Source organism: Alsobacter sp. KACC 23698, from assembly GCF_045348435.1.
In the GTDB taxonomy this organism is placed as follows: domain Bacteria; phylum Pseudomonadota; class Alphaproteobacteria; order Rhizobiales; family Beijerinckiaceae; genus Alsobacter.
Genome location: NZ_CP157484.1, coordinates 1939315 through 1957174 on the forward strand (window position 1 = coordinate 1939315; position 17860 = coordinate 1957174).

Annotated in this window: 16 protein-coding genes; 4 read left to right on the forward strand and 12 right to left on the reverse strand. The window is 68.0% G+C overall.

The features are described 5' to 3' along the window. Positions 1-7 precede the first annotated feature (7 nt). The 5 genes from ABEG18_RS09040 to ABEG18_RS09060 all read right to left on the reverse strand — a co-directional run bounded on the left by ABEG18_RS09040 (position 8) and on the right by ABEG18_RS09060 (position 5395). On the reverse strand, positions 8-1003 hold the full coding sequence (locus ABEG18_RS09040) for an ABC transporter ATP-binding protein (protein ID WP_406857731.1): 996 nt from the start codon (positions 1001-1003) through the stop codon (positions 8-10). After that, entirely contained in the window at positions 1000-1971 is a 972-nt protein-coding gene (locus ABEG18_RS09045; RefSeq protein WP_406857732.1) for an ABC transporter ATP-binding protein, read from the reverse strand. The genes ABEG18_RS09040 and ABEG18_RS09045 overlap by 4 nt, the downstream gene beginning before the upstream one ends. Before the next feature lie 2 nt (positions 1972-1973). After that, positions 1974-2864, reverse strand: coding sequence for an ABC transporter permease (locus ABEG18_RS09050; protein ID WP_406857733.1), 891 nt, complete (start codon positions 2862-2864; stop codon positions 1974-1976). 1 nt (position 2865) lies between these two features. Then, on the reverse strand, positions 2866-3783 hold the full coding sequence (locus ABEG18_RS09055) for an ABC transporter permease (protein WP_406857734.1): 918 nt from the start codon (positions 3781-3783) through the stop codon (positions 2866-2868). Positions 3784-3862: 79 nt separating this feature from the next. After that, complete coding sequence (locus tag ABEG18_RS09060; protein WP_406857735.1) at positions 3863-5395, reverse strand: ABC transporter substrate-binding protein; 1533 nt, start codon at positions 5393-5395, stop codon at positions 3863-3865. 159 nt (positions 5396-5554) lie between these two features. Between ABEG18_RS09060 and ABEG18_RS09065 the strand changes: the two genes are divergently transcribed. Continuing rightward, complete coding sequence (locus ABEG18_RS09065) at positions 5555-6466, forward strand: LysR family transcriptional regulator (protein WP_406857736.1); 912 nt, start codon at positions 5555-5557, stop codon at positions 6464-6466. Positions 6467-6582: 116 nt separating this feature from the next. Here ABEG18_RS09065 and ABEG18_RS09070 read toward each other — a convergent pair whose 3' ends face one another. From ABEG18_RS09070 to ABEG18_RS09095, 6 genes are all read right to left on the reverse strand, one after another. Then, on the reverse strand, positions 6583-7554 hold the full coding sequence (locus ABEG18_RS09070) for a 2-hydroxyacid dehydrogenase (protein ID WP_406857737.1): 972 nt from the start codon (positions 7552-7554) through the stop codon (positions 6583-6585). Positions 7555-7594: 40 nt separating this feature from the next. Continuing rightward, positions 7595-8362: an SDR family oxidoreductase gene (locus ABEG18_RS09075; RefSeq protein WP_406857738.1), complete on the reverse strand. Its 768-nt coding sequence runs from the start codon at positions 8360-8362 to the stop codon at positions 7595-7597. Between the two features lie 11 nt (positions 8363-8373). Beyond that, positions 8374-9573, reverse strand: a complete 1200-nt coding sequence (locus ABEG18_RS09080) for a mandelate racemase/muconate lactonizing enzyme family protein (RefSeq protein ID WP_406857739.1) — start codon at positions 9571-9573, stop codon at positions 8374-8376. A gap of 4 nt (positions 9574-9577) precedes the next feature. Then, entirely contained in the window at positions 9578-10402 is an 825-nt protein-coding gene (locus tag ABEG18_RS09085) for a carbohydrate ABC transporter permease (protein WP_406857740.1), read from the reverse strand. Between the two features lie 4 nt (positions 10403-10406). Next, positions 10407-11312, reverse strand: coding sequence for a carbohydrate ABC transporter permease (locus tag ABEG18_RS09090; protein ID WP_406857741.1), 906 nt, complete (start codon positions 11310-11312; stop codon positions 10407-10409). 65 nt (positions 11313-11377) lie between these two features. Further along, positions 11378-12616: an ABC transporter substrate-binding protein gene (locus tag ABEG18_RS09095; protein ID WP_406857742.1), complete on the reverse strand. Its 1239-nt coding sequence runs from the start codon at positions 12614-12616 to the stop codon at positions 11378-11380. Positions 12617-12738: 122 nt separating this feature from the next. On the opposite strand from ABEG18_RS09095, the gene ABEG18_RS09100 reads away from it, so the two are divergent. After that, positions 12739-13524 (forward strand): GntR family transcriptional regulator, encoded by a 786-nt coding sequence (locus tag ABEG18_RS09100; protein ID WP_406857743.1) that lies wholly within the window; start codon positions 12739-12741, stop codon positions 13522-13524. Positions 13525-13578: 54 nt separating this feature from the next. Here the strand turns inward: ABEG18_RS09100 and ABEG18_RS09105 are convergent, their stop codons facing one another. After that, positions 13579-15870, reverse strand: coding sequence for an FdhF/YdeP family oxidoreductase (locus ABEG18_RS09105; RefSeq protein WP_406857744.1), 2292 nt, complete (start codon positions 15868-15870; stop codon positions 13579-13581). Positions 15871-16123: 253 nt separating this feature from the next. Between ABEG18_RS09105 and ABEG18_RS09110 the strand changes: the two genes are divergently transcribed. Further along, positions 16124-16996, forward strand: a complete 873-nt coding sequence (locus tag ABEG18_RS09110; protein ID WP_406857745.1) for a c-type cytochrome — start codon at positions 16124-16126, stop codon at positions 16994-16996. A 151-nt stretch (positions 16997-17147) separates the two neighbouring features. Continuing rightward, a complete protein-coding gene (locus tag ABEG18_RS09115; protein WP_406857746.1) occupies positions 17148-17858 on the forward strand; it encodes a L,D-transpeptidase in 711 nt (236 codons plus the stop codon). Positions 17859-17860 lie beyond the last annotated feature (2 nt).

Below are 17860 nucleotides of genomic sequence, written 5' to 3' on the forward strand. Positions count from 1 at the left end.
TTCCTCGTCAGCTCTTGGTCTTGGGAAGGGCGACGCCCGCCGGGGGCGGCGCATGCAGGTGGCAGGCGACGGCGTTCTCGCCGCCCGGGTCGCGCAGCAGCGCGGGCATGACCGCGTCGCAAGGCTCGAAGCGGCGTGGGCAGCGCGGGTGGAAGGCGCAGCCCGGCGGCGGGTTGAGCGGATCGGGGAAGGCGACGCCGAGATGGGTGTCCGGCAGGCCGAGCCCCGGCTCGGGCGTCAGCACCGAGGCGAGGAGCGCCTGCGTGTAGGGGTGGCGCGGGTCGCGAAAGAGGCTGTCCGTGTCCGCCAGCTCGACGACGCGCCCGAGATACATCACCGCCACGCGGGTCGCGATGTGCTCCACCACGGCCAGGTTGTGGCTGATGAACACATAGGTGAGGCCGAGTTCCCTCTGCAGGTCCATCAGCAGGTTCAGGATCTGCGACTGGACGGAGACGTCCAGGGCGGAGGTGGGCTCGTCGCAGATGACGATCTCGGGATTCATCACCAGCGCCCGGGCGATTGCGACCCGCTGGCGCTGGCCGCCCGAGAGCTCGCGCGGGTAGCGGTCCGCGAAGCGCTGGGGAAGCCCCACCCGGTCGAGGATGTCGAGCACCCTGCGCCGGCGCTCCTCGGCCGTGCCGACGCGGTGCACCTCCAGCGGCAGGGCCACGATGGAGGCGATGGTGCGGCGCGGGTTGAGGGACGAATAGGGATCCTGGAACACGGGCTGGACGCGCCGCGCCACGGCCTTGTGGCCCAGCTCCCGGATGTCGCGGCCCTCGATCGTGATGGCGCCGGCGGTCGGAGGGAGGAGGCCCAGCAGCATGCGCGCCAGGGTGGACTTGCCGCAGCCGGACTCGCCGACGATGGCCAGCACCTCGCCCTTGCGAATGTCGAGCGAGACGCCGTTCACGGCGTGCAGGGTCCGGCGGCGCCGGAACAGGCCCTGGTTCACGTCGAAGGAGCGGGTGAGGGCGTCCGCCGTGAGGAGCGCGGTCACGCGGCCTTCTCCAGGATGCAGCGCCAGCGATGGCCGTCGACTTCGCGGGCCGGCGGATCTTCGGCGCAGACCGGTTGGGCGTGCGGGCAGCGGTCGCGGAAGCTGCAGCCCTGCAGATCGCCCACCAGCGAGGGGACCACGCCCGGGATCGCGCCGAGGCGGCCGCCGCGGACGGTGCGGCCGGGGACCGGGATGCAGTCCAGCAGGCCGCGCGTGTAGGGATGGCGCGGGTCGTCGAAGAGGGCGGCGGCGGGGCCTTCCTCGACGACCTGCCCGGCATACATCACAGCGACGCGGTCGGCGATGCGGGCCACCACGCCGAGATCGTGGGTGATGAGCATGATCGCCACGCCGAACTCCTTCTGGAGGTCCGCCAGCAGCCTCAGGATCTGCGCCTGGATGGTGACGTCGAGCGCGGTGGTCGGCTCGTCGGCGATCAGCAGCTCCGGCTCGCACATCAGCGCCATGGCGATCATGACGCGCTGGCGCAGCCCGCCGGACAGCTGGTGCGGATACTGGCCCAGGCGCTCGCCCGGGGAGGCGATGCCGACCTTGTCGAGGAGGGAGACGGCCCGCTCCCGCGCCTGGGCGGCGCTGGCCTGGCGGTGCAGCCGGTAGTGCTCGGCGAGTTGGTCGCCGATGGTGTAGGCCGGGTTCAGGGCCGTCATGGGCTCCTGGAAGATCATGGCCATGCGGTTGCCCCGCAGCGCGTTGAAGCGCCTGCCCGAGGCGCGGCTCAGGTCCTCTCCGGCGAAGGACAGGGTCGTGGCGCGGCGGCGGGCGCCCTTGGGCAGCAGGTCCATGATGGCGAGCGACGTCATGGACTTGCCGCACCCGGACTCGCCGACCACGCACAGCGTCTTGCCGCGCTCGACCTGGAGGGAGATGTCGCGCACCGGGTGAACGACGCCGCCTGCGGTCGCGATGTCGACGCTGAGGCCACGCACGTCGAGAATCGTCTCGGTCATGGTCAGCCCCGGCCATCCGGCGAAATGACGTCGCGCAGGCCGTCCCCGGTCAGGTTGATGGCGAAGATCAGCAAAGCGAGCGCCGAGCCCGGGATGGCGATCAGCCAGAAGGAGAAGAACATGTAGGCCTTGGCCTCGGAGATCATCAGGCCCCATGACGGCAGCGGCGGCTGCACGCCGAGGCCCAGGAACGACAGGGCGGCCTCCAGCAGGATGGCGCTGGCCGCCTCCAGGGTCGCCACCACGATGAGCTGCGGGGCGATGTTGGGCAGCACCTCGCGCAGCACGATATGCGCCGTCGAGGCCCCCGCCGCGCGGGCGGCGGCCACATAGTCCTGCGAGCGCACCTGCTGGGTGGCGCTGCGCATCACCACGGCGAAGCGGTCCCATTTCAGCAGTCCGAGCACCAGGATGACGATCCACAGCGAGCCGCCCACCATGGCCACCACGGCGAGCGCGACGAGGATCACCGGCAGCGACAGGCGGGTGGTGACGATGAAGGTCATCGCCATGTCCATGCGCCCGCCGAAATAGCCGGCGAGCAGGCCCATGGTCGTGCCGATCAGGCCGGCGATGAGGACGACGCTCACCCCGATCAAGAGCGAGATCCGCGCGCCGTAGAGCAGGCGGGACAGGTAGTCGCGGCCGAGCTGGTCCGTGCCGAGCGGGTGGAGCCAGCTGCCTTTCGGATACCAGACCGGCGGGATGGTCCGCTGGGCCAGGTTCTGCAGGTAAGGGTCGTGCGGCGCCAACAGCGGCGCGAAGACGGCGGCGAGCGTGATCAGGAGGAGCAGCCCGGCCCCGACCAGGAAGGCGTGCTGGCCACGCAGGCGGCGCAGCAGGCGGGCGGCGCGGGAGGGCTCGGCCGAGGGAGCGGGGAGGGCGAGGCTCATCTCAGGCCACCCGGATGCGCGGGTCGAGCCATGCATTGGCGATGTCGGAGGCCAGCGTGAGCAGCACGTAGATCACGGACAGCAGCAGGACGATCACCTGCATCACGGGGAAGTCCTTGTAGGTGATGCTCTGGTAGGCGAGGTAGCCCAGCCCATCGAGCGCGAAGATGGTCTCGATCACCACCGAGCCGCCGAGCAGGAAGCCGAGCTGCACCGCCGTGAGGGCGACCACCGGAACGACCGCGTTGCGCAGGGCGTGCTTGAAGACCACGGTGCGGGCCGGCAGGCCCTTGGCGCGCGCCGTGCGGATGTAGTCGGCCGAGAGCACCTCGATCATGCCGGCGCGGATCAGCCGCATGAAGGCCGGCGCCACGTAATAGCCGAGCGCGATGGTCGGCATCACGAAGTGCAGCCAGGTCGAGGAGCCCGACACTGGCAGCCAGCGGAGCGTGATGGAGAACATCATGATCAGGCACAGCGCGAAGAAGAAGTTCGGCAGCGCCTGGCCGACCACGGCCACCCCCAGCGCGAGGCGGTCGATCCAGCTGTTGGAGTAGACGGCGGCCAGCACGCCGAGCGGGACGGAGATCGCCAGCGCGAACAGGAGCGAGGTCAAGCCGAGCAGAAGGGTGACGGGCAGCTTGGCCATCACGAGGCTGCTCACGTCGGTCTTGAAGTAGATCGACGTGCCGAAGTCGCCCCGCAGCGTCTGCCAGAGCCACGACAGGTACTGGACGACCAGCGGCCGGTCGAGGCCGTAGGTCTGGCGGATGATGTCGAGGTCTTCCTGGCGCGCGCCCTCGCCGGCGATGGCGGTGGCTACGTCGCCCGAGAGGCGGATCAGGAAGAAGGCGAGGGCGGAGACCGCCAGGGCGACCAGCAGCGCCAGCCCGAGCCGCTTCACGATAAAGGCGATCATGACAGTCCCCCGGCGTCGGCCGGCCCTTGCGCCGGCCGCGTGTGCGTCACGCCGGCCTCGGCGGCGGACGGGTCGCGCCTCACTTCCAGGTCATTTCCCAGAAGCGGGGCATCTCGTCCGGGTAGGCCTTGAACTTCAGGTCGGCGTTCGCGGCGTAATAGACCGGCAGCGAATAGAGCGGGACCGCGTAGGCCTTGTCGGCGATGATCTTGAGCGCCTGCTTGTAGGCGTCCTTGCGCACCTGCGGGTCGACCGAGCTGTTGCCCTTCAGCAGCAGGTCGCGCACCTCGGCGTCGCGGGTGATGTCCTCGGCCGCGAACGCGAAATAGTTGGGCGTGGCCGCCGACACGTCGTTGACCGAGAACGAGCCCCAGGTCTGGTGCGTCAGCATCGCCTTGCCGCTGGTGATCACGTCCCGCATCGCGGCGTATTGGAGGAAGCGCAGGTTGGTGCGGATGCCGACCGCCTTCAGATAGCCGATCATGGCCTCGGTCTGGTTGCGCTCGCGATAGGCGACGATGTCCAGGTCGAGCCCGTTCGGGTACCCAGCCTCGGCCAGGAGCTTCTTGGACAGCGCGGGATCATACGCGTAGCGCGCCGCGCCTTCGTCCGTGCAGCCGAACTGGGACGGGAAGCAGATCGTGTTCAGCACGCGTGAGCCCGCGCCGACGATCTCCTTCACCATGGCCTCGCGGTCGATGGCGTGGATGATCGCCTTGCGCACGCGCTCGTCCTTCAGGGCGGGGGCGGGCGAATTGTCCAGGCTGTTCATCTGCATGAACACGATGCGCATGGTTTCGCCGGAGACGACCTGCAGGGTCGGGACCTGCTGCAGCTGGTCGGCCTGGTCCTTGGGCACGCTCATGATGAGGTCGGCGCCGCCCGAGAGGGCCTCGGCCATCTGGGTCTGCCGGTCCGGGATGAAGCGGATCTCGATCTTGGAGATCTTGGGCTGCGGCTTGGGCGAATCCTTGAAGTAGTTCGGGTTCTTGACCAGCGTGATCGACTTGCCCGGAACGTAGTTCGAGACCATGTAGGGGCCCGAGCCGACCGGCTTGTCGTTCTGGCCCTTGGGGCCGACCTTCTCGTAATACTCGTTCGGGTGGATCACCACCGGGCCGGCCAGGTACTCGATGGCGGCCGGGAACACCTTCTTGGTGATCACGCGCACCTTGTACTTGTCGACCTTCTCGGCCTTCTCGATCCAGTTGACGTTCTGCTGCGTGACGACCTTGTTCTCGGGCTTGGCGATGAAGTTCAGGGTATAGACGACGTCGTCGGCGTCGAACTCCTCGCCGTTGTGGAACTTCACGCCCTGGCGCAGGTCGAACTCGATCGTGCGGTCGTCGACCTGGCGCCACGCCGTGGCGAGCTGGCCCTTGTAGTCGCCGGTGTTCGGGTCGCGATAGACCAGCGTGTCCCAGACGTGCTGGCCGATGATGACCCCGATGCGGACATTGTTGAAGAACGGGTCCACGCTCTCGGGCGCCTGGTCATAGGCCATGCGGATCGTGTCGTCGGCCTTTCCGGCCCATGCAGGGCCGAGCGTCGCCGTGGCTGTGAGCGCGGCCACAGCCAGGCCCGCAAGGGCCGTCCGTCGCATGGTCTTCATGATCGCTCCCTGAAACGTCGTCTTTATGGCTCCACCCGGAGGGCTGGCTGGCCCGTCGCGTGCGCCTCTGGGTTGAATTTGCCAACAGTCCGACGTTGCCGCCATAACAATGAATCGAATGGATTGTTGCCTGGCCGGCAATGCACGCGAGGTCTGCCGTTGCACCCTTCCGCCCTGAGATACTTCCTCGAGGTCGCCCGCATCGGATCCCTGAACGCGGCCGCCGAGCGGCTTCGCGTCTCGGCCTCGGCGGTGAGCCGGCAGATCGCCAAGCTGGAGGAGGAGGTCGCCTCGCCTTTGTTCGAGCGGCGATCCCGCGGGATGGCGTTGACGCATGCCGGCCGCCTGTTGTCGAGCTACGCCCAGAGGGCCGCACTGGAGAGCGAGCAGATCGTCAGCGAGATCCGCCAGCTCAAGGGCGCGAGCCGCGGGATGGTCCGCATCGCCGCGACGGAGGGGATGGCGCACAGCCTCCTGCCGGAGGTGATCCACGCTTTCCGGGCGGAGCGGCCGAACGTCGTCTTCGACCTGCACGTCATGGCGCCTGCCCATGTGATCCCCGCGGTCCAGGAAGGCGCGGTGGACATCGGCGTCTCGTTTTCCCTCTCCCCGGAGGGCGGCGTTCAGATCCAGTGGCAGGGCGCCAAGGCCAGCTTCGCCTTCGCCAGCCCGGATCACCCGCTGATCGGGCGCGGCGTGGTGAGCATCGCGGAGATCTTCGCGCACCCCATCGCCATCCTGGATGACGCGGCGACCATCCGGCGCGTGCTGGACATCTATTGCGCCACCAAGGGCCTTTCCCTGGAGCCGGCCCTGACCTCCACCAATGTCGCCAGCCTCCTGCACTTCTGCCGGTTTGGGGGAGCGGTCACCTTCGCGACCTATCTGTCGGCGCGCGCGGCGGTCCGCGACGGGCGCCTTGCGCTCGTGCCGTTCGAGGAGGCCAACTTCCTGGAGCGCAAGCTGCAGATCCACACCATGCTCGGCCGCAAGCTGCCGCAGACGGTGCAGGATTTCCTGGCGGCCCTCATCGCCGAGCTGGAAGATCCCGGTCCGCTGGAGCCGCGTTGAGCCCCATCGACACGCGGCCATGGCCCCGTTGCGCTCCGACGATCCCGCCAGAACCGTCAGCGCCCTGGCGAGCGCCTCGCGATCCGGATTTCACGTCGAGGGGTGATCTGGTCCGTTCATGTCGGGACCAGATTCACGAGGTCCTGCCCCCGCGACAGCCGCCCGACATTCTCGGCGATGGTCTGCATGCGTCGCCTGATCGTCCCCTCGGTCCAGCCTGACATGTGGGGCGTCATCACGAGATTGGGCAGGGTCTCGAACGGCAGGGATCCCGGCATGGGGTGCTGGTCCCTGGCGTCGGGATATCGGTACCAGGTGTCGATCACCGCGCCGCCGATGGCGCCGCTCTTCAGCGCGTCGAACAGGGCCTGCTCGTCGATCACCGGGCCTCGCCCGACATTGAGGATCACCCCGTGCGGCCGCATGGCCGCCAGCTCCCGCGTCCCGACAAGGCCGGTGGTGGCGGGAGTGTGCGGCAGGGAGACGACGATGGCGTCAGCGCTTCCCATGAAGGCGTCGAGATCGTCGAGCCCATAGCTCTCGTCCACGGTCGGCCCGGCCGCGACCTGCGTCCGGTTGGCGACCGTGACCCGCATGCCGAACGCCTTGGCGCGAGCGGCGATCGCCTTGCCGATGTGGCCATAGCCGAGGAGCCCGACGGCGCTCCCGCCGAGCTCGGTCCGAAGGCCTGTGGGACGGCCGGCCCAGTAGCGCCAATCGCCGCGGCGCAGCCGGGCGTCCGCATCCGGCAAAGGCGCGTGGCGCAGCAGGAGGGCGGTCATGACGTATTCGGCGATCGCGTCCTCATGGCCGAAGGCGTTGCAGAGCGCGCAGCCGGGCGGCAGCGCGCTCCTGTCGATCTGGTCGACGCCGGCGGCCGGAGCCTGGTAGAGGCGCAGCCGCTCCGGGCGCGGCATCGACGACGTGAGGCGGATCCCGACGATCACCTCGGCGGTGCGGAAGCGCTCCCGCTCGGCCTCGGTCGCGAGCGCATCCGACAGGTCGACGATCTCGTGGCCGCCATCGAGATGCGCCTCGATGCCGGCGCGAAAGCTCCTGGCGTTCTCGCCGTGAAAGACGATTTTCATGCGCATTTCTCCTCGGCGCAGCCCTGGCCGGAACCGCCGCTCAAAGAACGGAGATCATGCCGCCGTCGACATAGATGATCTGCCCGTTGACGTAGTCGGACGCCGGCGAGGCGAGGAAGACGGCCGCGCCGATCAGTTCCTCCGGCTTGCCCCAGCGGCCGGCGGGCGTGCGCTTCTTCACCCAGGCGTCGAACTCGGGATTGTCAATCAGGGCCTGGTTCATGTCGGTGATCATGTAGCCGGGCCCGATGGCGTTGGCCTGCAGGCCGTGGGCCGCCCACTCGGCCGCCATGGCGCGCGTCAGCATCTTCACGCCGCCCTTGGCCACCGTGTAGGGCGCGACCGTCGCGCGGGCGAGCTCGCTGGTGAGCGAGCCGATATTGATGATCTTGCCGCAGCCGCGCGGGATCATCCGCTTGGCCGCCTCACGGCCGATCACGAAGGCGCTGGTCAGGTTGGTGTCGATCACCCGCCGCCAGTCCTCCGTGGCGAGATCGACCATCGGCTTGCGGAACTGGATGCCGGCGTTGTTGACCAGGATGTCGATCTCGATCCCGCGGGCGTCGAAGTCCTTGAACGCGGCCATGATGCCGTTTTCCGAGGTCACGTCGAACGCCGCCGCGTCCGCCTGGTAGCCGGCCTTCACGAGCGCTGCCGCGGCCTGGCGCGTGCGCTCCGGATCGACGCCGTTGATGATGACCGAGGCGCCGGCCGCCGCGAGCCCTTCGGCGATGGCCCGGCCGAGGCCGCGCGACGAACCTGTCACCAGGGCGGTGCGCCCCGTCAGGCTGAACAAGGCGGGTCCCATGTCCGTCCTCCCTACAGGCTGCTGCGGCGAACGGTGAGGTCCGTCCGCTCGAACACGGCGGGCAGGAGTTCGACGCCCAGGCCCGGCCCTTCCATGGGATAGACATAGCCGTCCTTGATCACCGGCATGGTGGTGACGAGCTCGTTGTACCAGCCCGTGTAGAAGGCGCGCACGCTCTCCTGGATCAGCGTGTTGGGCTGGCTGAAGGAGGCGTGGATGGCGGCGATGAAGCCCACCGGGCCGATGCAGTCATGCGGCGCGAAGGGCCGGTGATAGGTCTCCGCCATGGCGGCGATCTTGCGGCCCTCCGTGAGGCCCCCTGTCCAGCACAGGTCGGCCATCACCACGTGCGCGGCGCCGCGGTCGAGATACTCCTTGTAGGCGTAGCGCGTGCCGAGCGTCTCGCTGGCGCAGACCCACACGTTGGTGGACGCCGCGTATTCGGCCAGCGCCTGCGGCGAGTTCATCCGGATCGGGTCTTCGTACCAGGTCGGCTTGTAGGGCTCGAGCGCCCGGGCGATCTGCATGGCGGCCGGCAGGTTCCACAGCGAATGGAACTCGACCATGATCTCCATGCGGTCGCCCACGGCCTTGCGGATCTTTTCGAAGGGCTCGATCGCCTTCTTCATCTGCTCGGCGGAGATGTAGAGGCCCTGGTTCTCCTGTGCGGCGGGGTCGAAGGGCCAGATCTTCATGGCCGAGATGCCGCTCTCCAGCAGGCTTTCGGCCACGCCGTCGGCGCGCGTCATGAAGCCGACGAGATCCTCATAGGGCCCCTCGTTGCCTTCGAGGTTCCAGTTGGAGACCGGCTTGATGTTGTTGGACCGCACGTACCGATAGCCCGCGCAGGTGTTGTAGATGCGCTGCTTGTCGCGGCACAGGCCGCCCAGCATCTGGTGGACCGGCTGGCCGCAGATCTTGCCGAACACGTCCCAGAGCGCGATGTCGATCGCCGACGCGGCGCGGTGCTCGACGCCCGTGGACGACTGCGCCATCGGCAGGTTGAGCATCTCCCGGTGGATCGCCTCGATGTGCAGCGGGTTTCGCCCCAAAAGCCGCATCGCCAGCGTGTCGTGGATGTGCGCCTCGACGGCGCCCGCGCCGTAGAAGGTCTCGCCGAGGCCGATGACGCCCGCGTCGGTGTGGACGCGGACCCACAGCACATTGGCGAATTCGTCGGTGCGCAGCGTCTCGAGAGCGGTGATCTTCATCGGACTAGCCTTTCACGCCGCCGGCGGTCATCCCGCTCACGACGTATTTCTGGACGAACAGGTAGAAGATGATGGCCGGCGCGGTGTAGATCACCGCGATGGACATGACCGTGTGGATCGGGGTCGAGAGTTCGCCCACGAAGCCGGCCAGGCCGACCGAGGCGGTGCGCAGGCTCTCGCTCGACACCAGCGTCTGGGCGAAGACGTACTCGTTCCAGCCATGGAAAAAGGCGATCACGGACGCGGCCGCCAGCGTCGGGGCGATCAGCGGCAGCACGATGCGCCACACCACGCCCGCCTGGCTGCAGCCGTCGATCCGGGCGGCCTCCTCGATCTCCTCCGGCACGCCGTCGATGGCGCCCTTCAGGATCCACACCACGACCGGCACCGTGAAGGCCGTGTTGGCCAGGATCAGCGCCGTCAGCGTGTTCAGGACGCCGACCTGCCCGAACAGCGCATAGAGCGGCACCACCAGCATGGCCTCCGGCAGCATCTGCGTCGCAAAGAGCGACAACCCCATCAGACCCTTGCCGGCGAAGCGGAAGCGCGACAGCGCGTAGGCCGGGAAGAGGGCGATCGCCAGCGACAGCACCGTCGTGCCGGACGCCACGATCAGTGAGTTCAGCAGCCAGGTCGCGACCGGGATGGTCCTGAACGAGTCCCGATAGACGCCCGCCTCGCTCCAGGTGGGCAGCAGGCGCGGCGACGAGGCGAACAGCTCGGACGACGGCGTCAGCGAGGTCACGAACATCCAGTAGAACGGGAACCCCGCCAGCGCCAAAAGGAACAGGACGGCCGTCAGTCGAACGGGAAGCGGCAAGGAGGGCATGGCGTCACCTGGCCTGAAGTTCGTAGCGGCGGCTCAGCCGGTGGTGGACCATCGTGATCACGAAGGCGATGGACAGGCCCACCATCCCGACCGATGCGCCGGCGCCGAGGTCCCGGTAGACGAAGGCGCGCCGGTAGAGGTCGATCACGAGCGTGTTGGTGGAGCCGATGGGGCCGCCCTGCGTCATCAGCCAGATCAGGTCGAAGCGGCGCAGCGACCAGATCGTGATGAACAGCGCCAGGATCATGACGGTGGGCCGGATCGTCGGCCAGACGACCGCGACGAAGATGTCCCACGCGCCCGCGCCGTCGAGCGCCGCCGACTCGCGCAGCTCCTTGGGCACGCCCTGCAGGGCGGCCAGGATGACCACCGACGCGAAGGGAAAGATCTGCCAGATCGTGGCGATCAGGATGGCGGCCAGCGCGTGCTGCGGCGTGTCCAGCCAGTTCTCGAACGCCTCGAGGCCCAGCAGCCGCTGCGCGTGATTGAACACGCCATATTGGGCGTTGTAGATCCAGGTGAAGATCAGCGCGACCGCCACGGGCGGCGCCGCCCAGGGCAGGGTGACCAGAACCCGGGCCACGGCCCGCCCGGCGAACGGCGCGTCCAGCAGAAGCGCGGCGCCCAGCCCGATGCCGATCGCGAGCGCCACGCAGGCGATCGTGTACACCGCCGTGATCCAGAGCGAGTGCAGGAAGTCGGTGTTGCCGAACAGCTCGCGATAGTTCTCCAGGCCAACCCATTTGTGGATGGCGGGCGTCAGCAGCGAGGTCGACGTGAAGCTCAGATAGAGTTCGTTGAGCAGCGGGATGAAGTCGAAGACCAGCAGGTACAGCACCACGGGCGCCATGAACGCGTAGGGCGTCCAGCGGAAGGCGAGGGGATTGTCGATGGGGGCGCCGGGGGTCATGGCGGTCTCCTGGGCTGGCCTGCGTCCGCCGGAGGGGACGGACGCAGGCGTCGAGGCGCCGGGCGTTATTTCTTCATCCGGGCGACGGCGAGGTCCTGGGCCTCGTCCATCGCCTTCTTGGGATCCATGCCGCCCTGCAGCACCTTGAGCACCTGCTCGATGATGATCTGCTGCAGCTCGGGCGTGCGCACTTCGAAGCCGCCGACCAGTTGCGGCACGGCGTTCTCGGTCTGGTCGTCATAGACCTTGAGCCAGGGCTTCTTGGCGAGATCCTCGGGCGAGCGCGGAACGACGGTCGCGACGCTCGACGCGCCCAGGATGTCCTGCAGGTCTTTCTGGTTTTCCGGCTGAAGCGCCCACTTCACGAAGGTGAAGGCGGCGTCCTTGTTTTTGGTGTTGGCGTTGACCGTGAGCGGCGCGAGGATCAGGCCCTGGGCGCGCGTCGGGAAGGGCGAGGGCGCGGCCTGGAAGGCGAGGTTCGGCGCCTGCTGGTTGAAGATGCCGGCCACGCCGCCATTGTCGATCTCGATCGCGACCTTGTTCTCCCAGAACATGCGCCGGTAGGTCGCCGCGTCCGCGCCCTTCGGGATCGCGCCGCTGTCGTACATCTTCTTGTAAGCGGCGACGCCCTCGATGACCTTGGGGCTGTTCAGCGTCAGGTTGGTCCCGTCGCTCCAGCGACCGCCGAAGCCGAACACGTAGTTGCACAGGTCCTGCCAGAAGCCGTTGCGCTCCGCCATGGTCGCCCGGTAGGCGTATCCGTAGTTGCCGTTCCCGGTCGCCGCCTTGGCGGCGGTCAGCAACTCGTCGAAGGTGGTCGGGACCTTCCCGTCCTTCAGCAAAGCCGGGTTATACATCATCACGTAGTTCGAGATCTCGAACGCCACCCCATACCGCTTGCCGTTGACTTTCAGATAGTCGTTGGGCGCGCTGAGCTTGAAATCCGAATCCTTGATGAAGTCGTCGAACGCCAGGATGCGGCCGGCCGGCACCGCCGCGTAGAAATCGATCGTGTCGAAGCGGATGAGGTCCGGGCCGCCCCCGCCGCCCATCTGGGTGAACATGGTGTTCGCGAAGGTCGCGAAGGGCATGCCGAGCGTCTGGACCTCGATCTTCTTCTGGGACTTGTTGAACTTTTCGACCCAGGCGCGCAGGCGATCGCCACGTCCGGCTTCCGAGAAGGTGACGCCGGCGAAGGACAGCGTCGTCTTGTCCTGAGCCTGCAGGGGCTGCATCAGGCTCGGCGCGACGGTGAGGGCTAGGGCAGCGCCCGCAAGGGCAAGCCGACGAGACACCCGCAGCATGGTCAATCCTCCCGATTCAAGGGCGCGCTTTGGACGTGCACGCTCAGCCTGTTTGTGACATATTGTGAAATATCACTCCTTCGCGTGCTATGCAAGCAGGCGTGAACCGCCGGAGATGTGTGGTGTCAGCTCATAAACACGCGATCGCCGCCGAGGCTCCCACCGTCGCCGGCCCGTCCTCGCCGCCGGCGCCCGGCATGGTCGCCCGAGGCGGAGAAAGCCTCTCCGAGATCGCCTATGATCGGATCGAGGATCTGATCGTTCACCGGGTCTTTGCGCCGGGCGCCAGCACGACGACCAAGGATCTGCAGGACGCCGTCAATGTCGGCCGGACGCCCGTGCATCAGGCCGTGCGCCGCCTCGCGGCCGAGACCCTGATCCAGATCCGTCCGCGCGACGGGCTGATGGTCAGCCCCATCAGTCTGGAGCGCGACCGAAGACTGCTGCAGCTGCGTCGCGACATGGACCGCTTCGTGATTCGCTCCGCGTCACGCAACGCGACGGGCAACATCCGCAGCCAGCTTCTCCACCTCACCCAGCAACTGAAGTCCCGCCGGGACCTCATGTCCCTGGCGGAGTTCAACACCTATGACCGGCAACTCGACCGGGCTCTGATGGACGCGACGGGCGAACCCTTCCTCGATCGAACGCTCCGGCCCCTTCACACGGTCTTTCGCCGGATCGGGGGACTTTATCTGTCGCAGATCGGCGGACCGGAAGGCCTCCTGGAAACGATCGATCATCACCTGGAGCTGCTGGAGGCCGTTCTGCACGCCGGGGTCGACGACGCCATTCTGGCCTCCGATCGCCTCATCGAATATGCCGACGGCATGTTCGTCGGGCTTGAGGCGCGGATCGACCCGGCGCTGCTGGACGTGCGCCTCTCCGATTATGGCCAGCATCGGTGATCGCCTGAGCCAGGCGCCGGGCGAGGCTCGAATCCTGCCGCCCTCGCGACGCCGTCATGTTCGGTCGCTCGCTTTGACGCGCACCGGAACGGACTTGTAGGCCGGCGTCTTCGATTTCGCGTCGTGCAGCCAGAGCGGCACGAGCGGGTTGAGTTCAGGATAGTAGCCCGCCACGCAGCCTACGGGCAGGTCGAAGGGAACGACTTCCAGGCCAGCAACCTTGCGCGTAGCGCCGTCGTCGGCGTCGCCATGCACGTCGACGCGCTGGCCGGGCCGCAAGCCATGCCGCTCGATCTCCGCCGGCGGCATCAGGAGCACGTCGCGGCGACCCTCGACGCCGCGCAGCCGGTCGCTCAGGCCGTAGATGGTCGTGTTGAACTGGTCGTTGCTCCGCAGGGTGATGAGCCTCAGGCGGCCGGGCTCGTCCGGATAGCCGACGGCCGACAGGGTGGCGGGCGCGGTGAAATGGGCCTTGCCGTCGTCCGTCTTCCAGACCCCCTCATGCGCCGCGTTGCCGCGGTAGAAGCCGCCGGGCGTGAAAAGCCGCTTGTTGAAGTCCCGGAACTGGTCGGGATAGGTGTGCTCGATGGCGTCCCGGATGGCGCCATAGTCCGAGACCCAGGCGCTCCAGTCCACCTTCGGATTCGGTGGAAGCGTCGCCTGCGCCATGCCCGCCACGATGGCGATCTCCGACAGCAGGCTCTCGCTCGCCGGAGCGTGGGTGGCGCGCGAGCCGTGGATGCGACTGAGGCTGTCCTCGATGGCGACCACCTGGGGGCCGCCTGTCTGGACATCCTTTTCCGCTCGCCCGAGGCAGGGCAGCAGCCAGGCCTGCTCGCCGCACAGGAGATGGCTGCGGTTGAGCTTCGTCGCGACCTGGACGCTCAGCTTCAGGCGCGTCCACGCCGCCTCGATGGCCGGACTGTCCGGCACGGCGCGCAGGAAGTTGCCGCCGAGGCCGATGAAGGCCTGGACCTCGCCGGCCAGCAGGCCCTCGCACGCCTCGACCGTGTTCATGCCCTTTTGGCGCGGCGGGTTAAAGCCGAACTGGTCGGCCAGGCGGTCCAGCGGCACGAGTTCCGGCTTCTCGCTGATCCCGACGGTGCGCTGGCCCTGCACGTTGGAGTGCCCGCGCACGGGAGAGATCCCGGCGCCTCGCCGGCCGAGATTGCCTTTCAACAGGAGCAGCGACACATAGGCGGCAATGTTGTCGAAGCCTCGCGCGTGCTGCGTCAGGCCCATGCCGTAGATGCCGATGACGCGATCCGCCGCGATGTAGACCTCCGCCGCCGCCTGAAGCGCCGCCCGCGTCTGGCCCGCTTCGCGTTCGATCTCCTCCCAGGTCGTGGCCCGCACGACGTCCGCGAAGGCCTGGAACCCGCTCGTGTTGCGGGCGATGAAGTCCCGGTCGAGCACTTCGCCGCCGCTTCGCTCGTCCTCGTCGAGCACGTGCTTGGCCAGGCCCGTGAGGGCGGCGATGTCTCCGCCGGGCCTGACCTGGTGGTACTGCGTCGAGATCGGCGTCGCCGAGCCCGTCAGCATCTCGAGAGGATTCTGCGGGTTGACGAAGCTCTCCAGGCCTTTCTCGCGCACGGGATTGAACGTCACGATCTTGACCCCGCGCCGCACGCACTCCTCCAGCGTGTGCAGGAAGCGGGGGCTGTTGGACCCGGTGTTCTGGCCGAAGAAGAAAATCGCGTCGCAGTGGTCGAAGTCCTCCAGCGTCACGGTTCCGACCGGCACGCCGATTAGCTCCTTCAGCGCCACCGAGGTGGTCTCGTGGCACATGTTGGAGCTGTCGGGCAGGTTGTTGTGGCCATAGAGCCGCGCGAATAGCGCATACAGATACGCCGTCTCCAGGCTGGCCCGCCCGGAGGCGTAGAACACGGCCGAGCGCGGTTCGATGGACCGCAGCGCGGCGCCGACGCCGGTAAAGGCCTCGTCCCACGAGCAAGGGACATAGCGGTCCGTGTCCCGATCGTAGCGCATCGGGTGCGTCAGCCGGCCCTGCTGCTCCAGGTCGTAGTCGCTCCAGCCCCGCAAGTCGGACAGCGTGTGCTGGGTGAAGAAGTCCGGCGCGCATCGCCGGCTCGTCAGCTCCCACAAGGTGGCCTTGGCGCCGTTTTCGCAAAACTCGAAGGGCCGCGGGTGCGCCGGCTTCGTCCAGGCGCAGGATACGCACATGAACCCGCCTGGCTTGTTCTGCCTCATGAGCGTCCGGGCGACCGCGGGCGAATCCAGTTCCTTCAGGAGCACGGACGATATTCCGCGCACGGATCCCCAGCCTCCAGCCGGACCGTCGTAGCCGACCGTGTCGTCCGGGCCTTCCGTCTCGTCATGCGCCATGACCGTCCTCCCTGCGCTCTCGCGGACGGTCAACGACGCCCCCGAACGCCGCGTTCCGCTCCCGACGCAAATGCCGCACGGGTCGCCGCGTCGAACTCTCCTGGCGCGCTCGCGTTGACGCTGAGGTTCGAAGGCGGGCGTTCGAAGAAGGGCGGAAGGGCGGTTTCATGGAGACAGGCGCCATCACGGCCCTCCCGGCCATGCCGGCAGGCCAAGCCGGCTCGTGGGATCAGGCCCGCGCTGGGCGGCGCCCATGATCAGCGCCGCCAAACCGTCGTCGCGACGCACGATCCTCGTTCTCTCGTTCTGGGCTTTCGTGGCGGTCGCGTCAGGGACGGGCGGGGTCCTGGCCTATGTGTATTCCGGGATCTACGACATCTCGGCGAGCGGCCAGCACACGCCGCTCGTCTCCTGGCTGGTCAGCACGGCGCGGCGGCAATCGATCCAGAGGCACGCGGCGGGGATCGCGCCGCCGCCCGGTTATGACGACCGCGCGTCGGTCGCGCTCGGCCAGGCTCTCTTCGAGCGGGACTGCGTCACGTGTCACGGCGCTCCCGGCGTCGCGCCCGGGGCGGTCGGGCTCGGCCTGAATCCTCCGCCACCCCCTGCGGGGCGCATGAGCCGCGCGCAGACCGCGCCCGAGATCTATTGGGCCATCACCAACGGCATCAAGATGACGGGCATGCCCGCCTGGGAGTATCGCCTCGGCGAGAGCGAGAGATGGGCGCTGACGGCTTTCCTCAAGAGCTCTGCAGCGCTGTCGCCCACCGAATACAGGCGCCTTGCGGACGGACCGCCACGGGACCTTGGCGCCGCAAGGCCGCCGAACGTCGCCTGGACACCGGACGGCGCCGTCGAGCGGGGCCGAACCGCGCTTCGCCAATATGCGTGCGCCACCTGTCACGTCATCCCGGGGATCCGGAGCGCGGAGAGCCAGGTGGGGCCGCCGCTCGACGGGGTGGGGGAGAGGCTTTACCTCGCCGGCGTCCTCTGGAACACGCCCGACAACCTGGCCGCCTGGGTGCGCAATCCGCAGCGCATCAAGCCGGAGACGGCCATGCCGGACCTCGGCGTGAGCGAGTCCGACGCGCGAGACATGGTCGCCTACCTCCAGACGCTGCGATGACGCGTGCCGTCGGTCGGCGCGGTTCAGGGCCTTGGCGAAGGCGTGAGCTTGCCAATTGCGCCGCGTGACGGCAATCTCGGCGCTCGCATGACGTGCAGCGGATGTAGGCCGGAGCGCCCCCCGGCTACAGGACAGTGGAACATTTCAACTCATGATGACGGATCAAAGGATCGCCGACGCCGGCGAGAAGGCCGAGGTCGCTTCGCGTGAGCTTTCGTCCGGGCGTCTGGATCGCCGTTCGTTTCTGTTCGGCTCCGCCGTCAGTCTCGGCGCCCTGGGCCTGGCGGGTTGCGCGACGTCCGACGGCCTGAGCCGGACCGAGGCGTCCCTGCTCTACGGGCCCGTGGCCGACCCGAAATTCCCGATCCCGGCGGTCGACGTCAGCAAGATCGATCCGAAATATTTCCGCCGGACGGTGCGCTACGCCTCCAAGGAGGCCCCTGGCACCATCATCGTCGATCCCGGCAACTACTATGTCTACCGCATCGAAGGCGACGGAAACGCCACCCGCTACGGCGCCAATGTCGGCCGCGAAGGGTTCCTGTGGAGCGGTGACGCCTATGTCGGCCGCAAGGCCGAGTGGCCCACCTGGACGCCGCCCAAGGAGATGATCCAGCGCCAGCCGGAAGCCCGCAAATACGCCGGCGGCATGCCCGGAGGCCTCGAGAACCCGCTCGGCGCCCGGACGCTCTATCTCTATCAGAACGGCAAATACACGCTCTACACGATCTACAGCACCAGCGATCCCGAATCGATCGGGTCCGGCGTGACGAGCGGCTGCACCGGCCTGCTCACCCAGGACATGATCGACCTCTACACCCGGACGCCGGTCAAGACGAAGGTGGTCGTCCTGCCGGCCTAGGC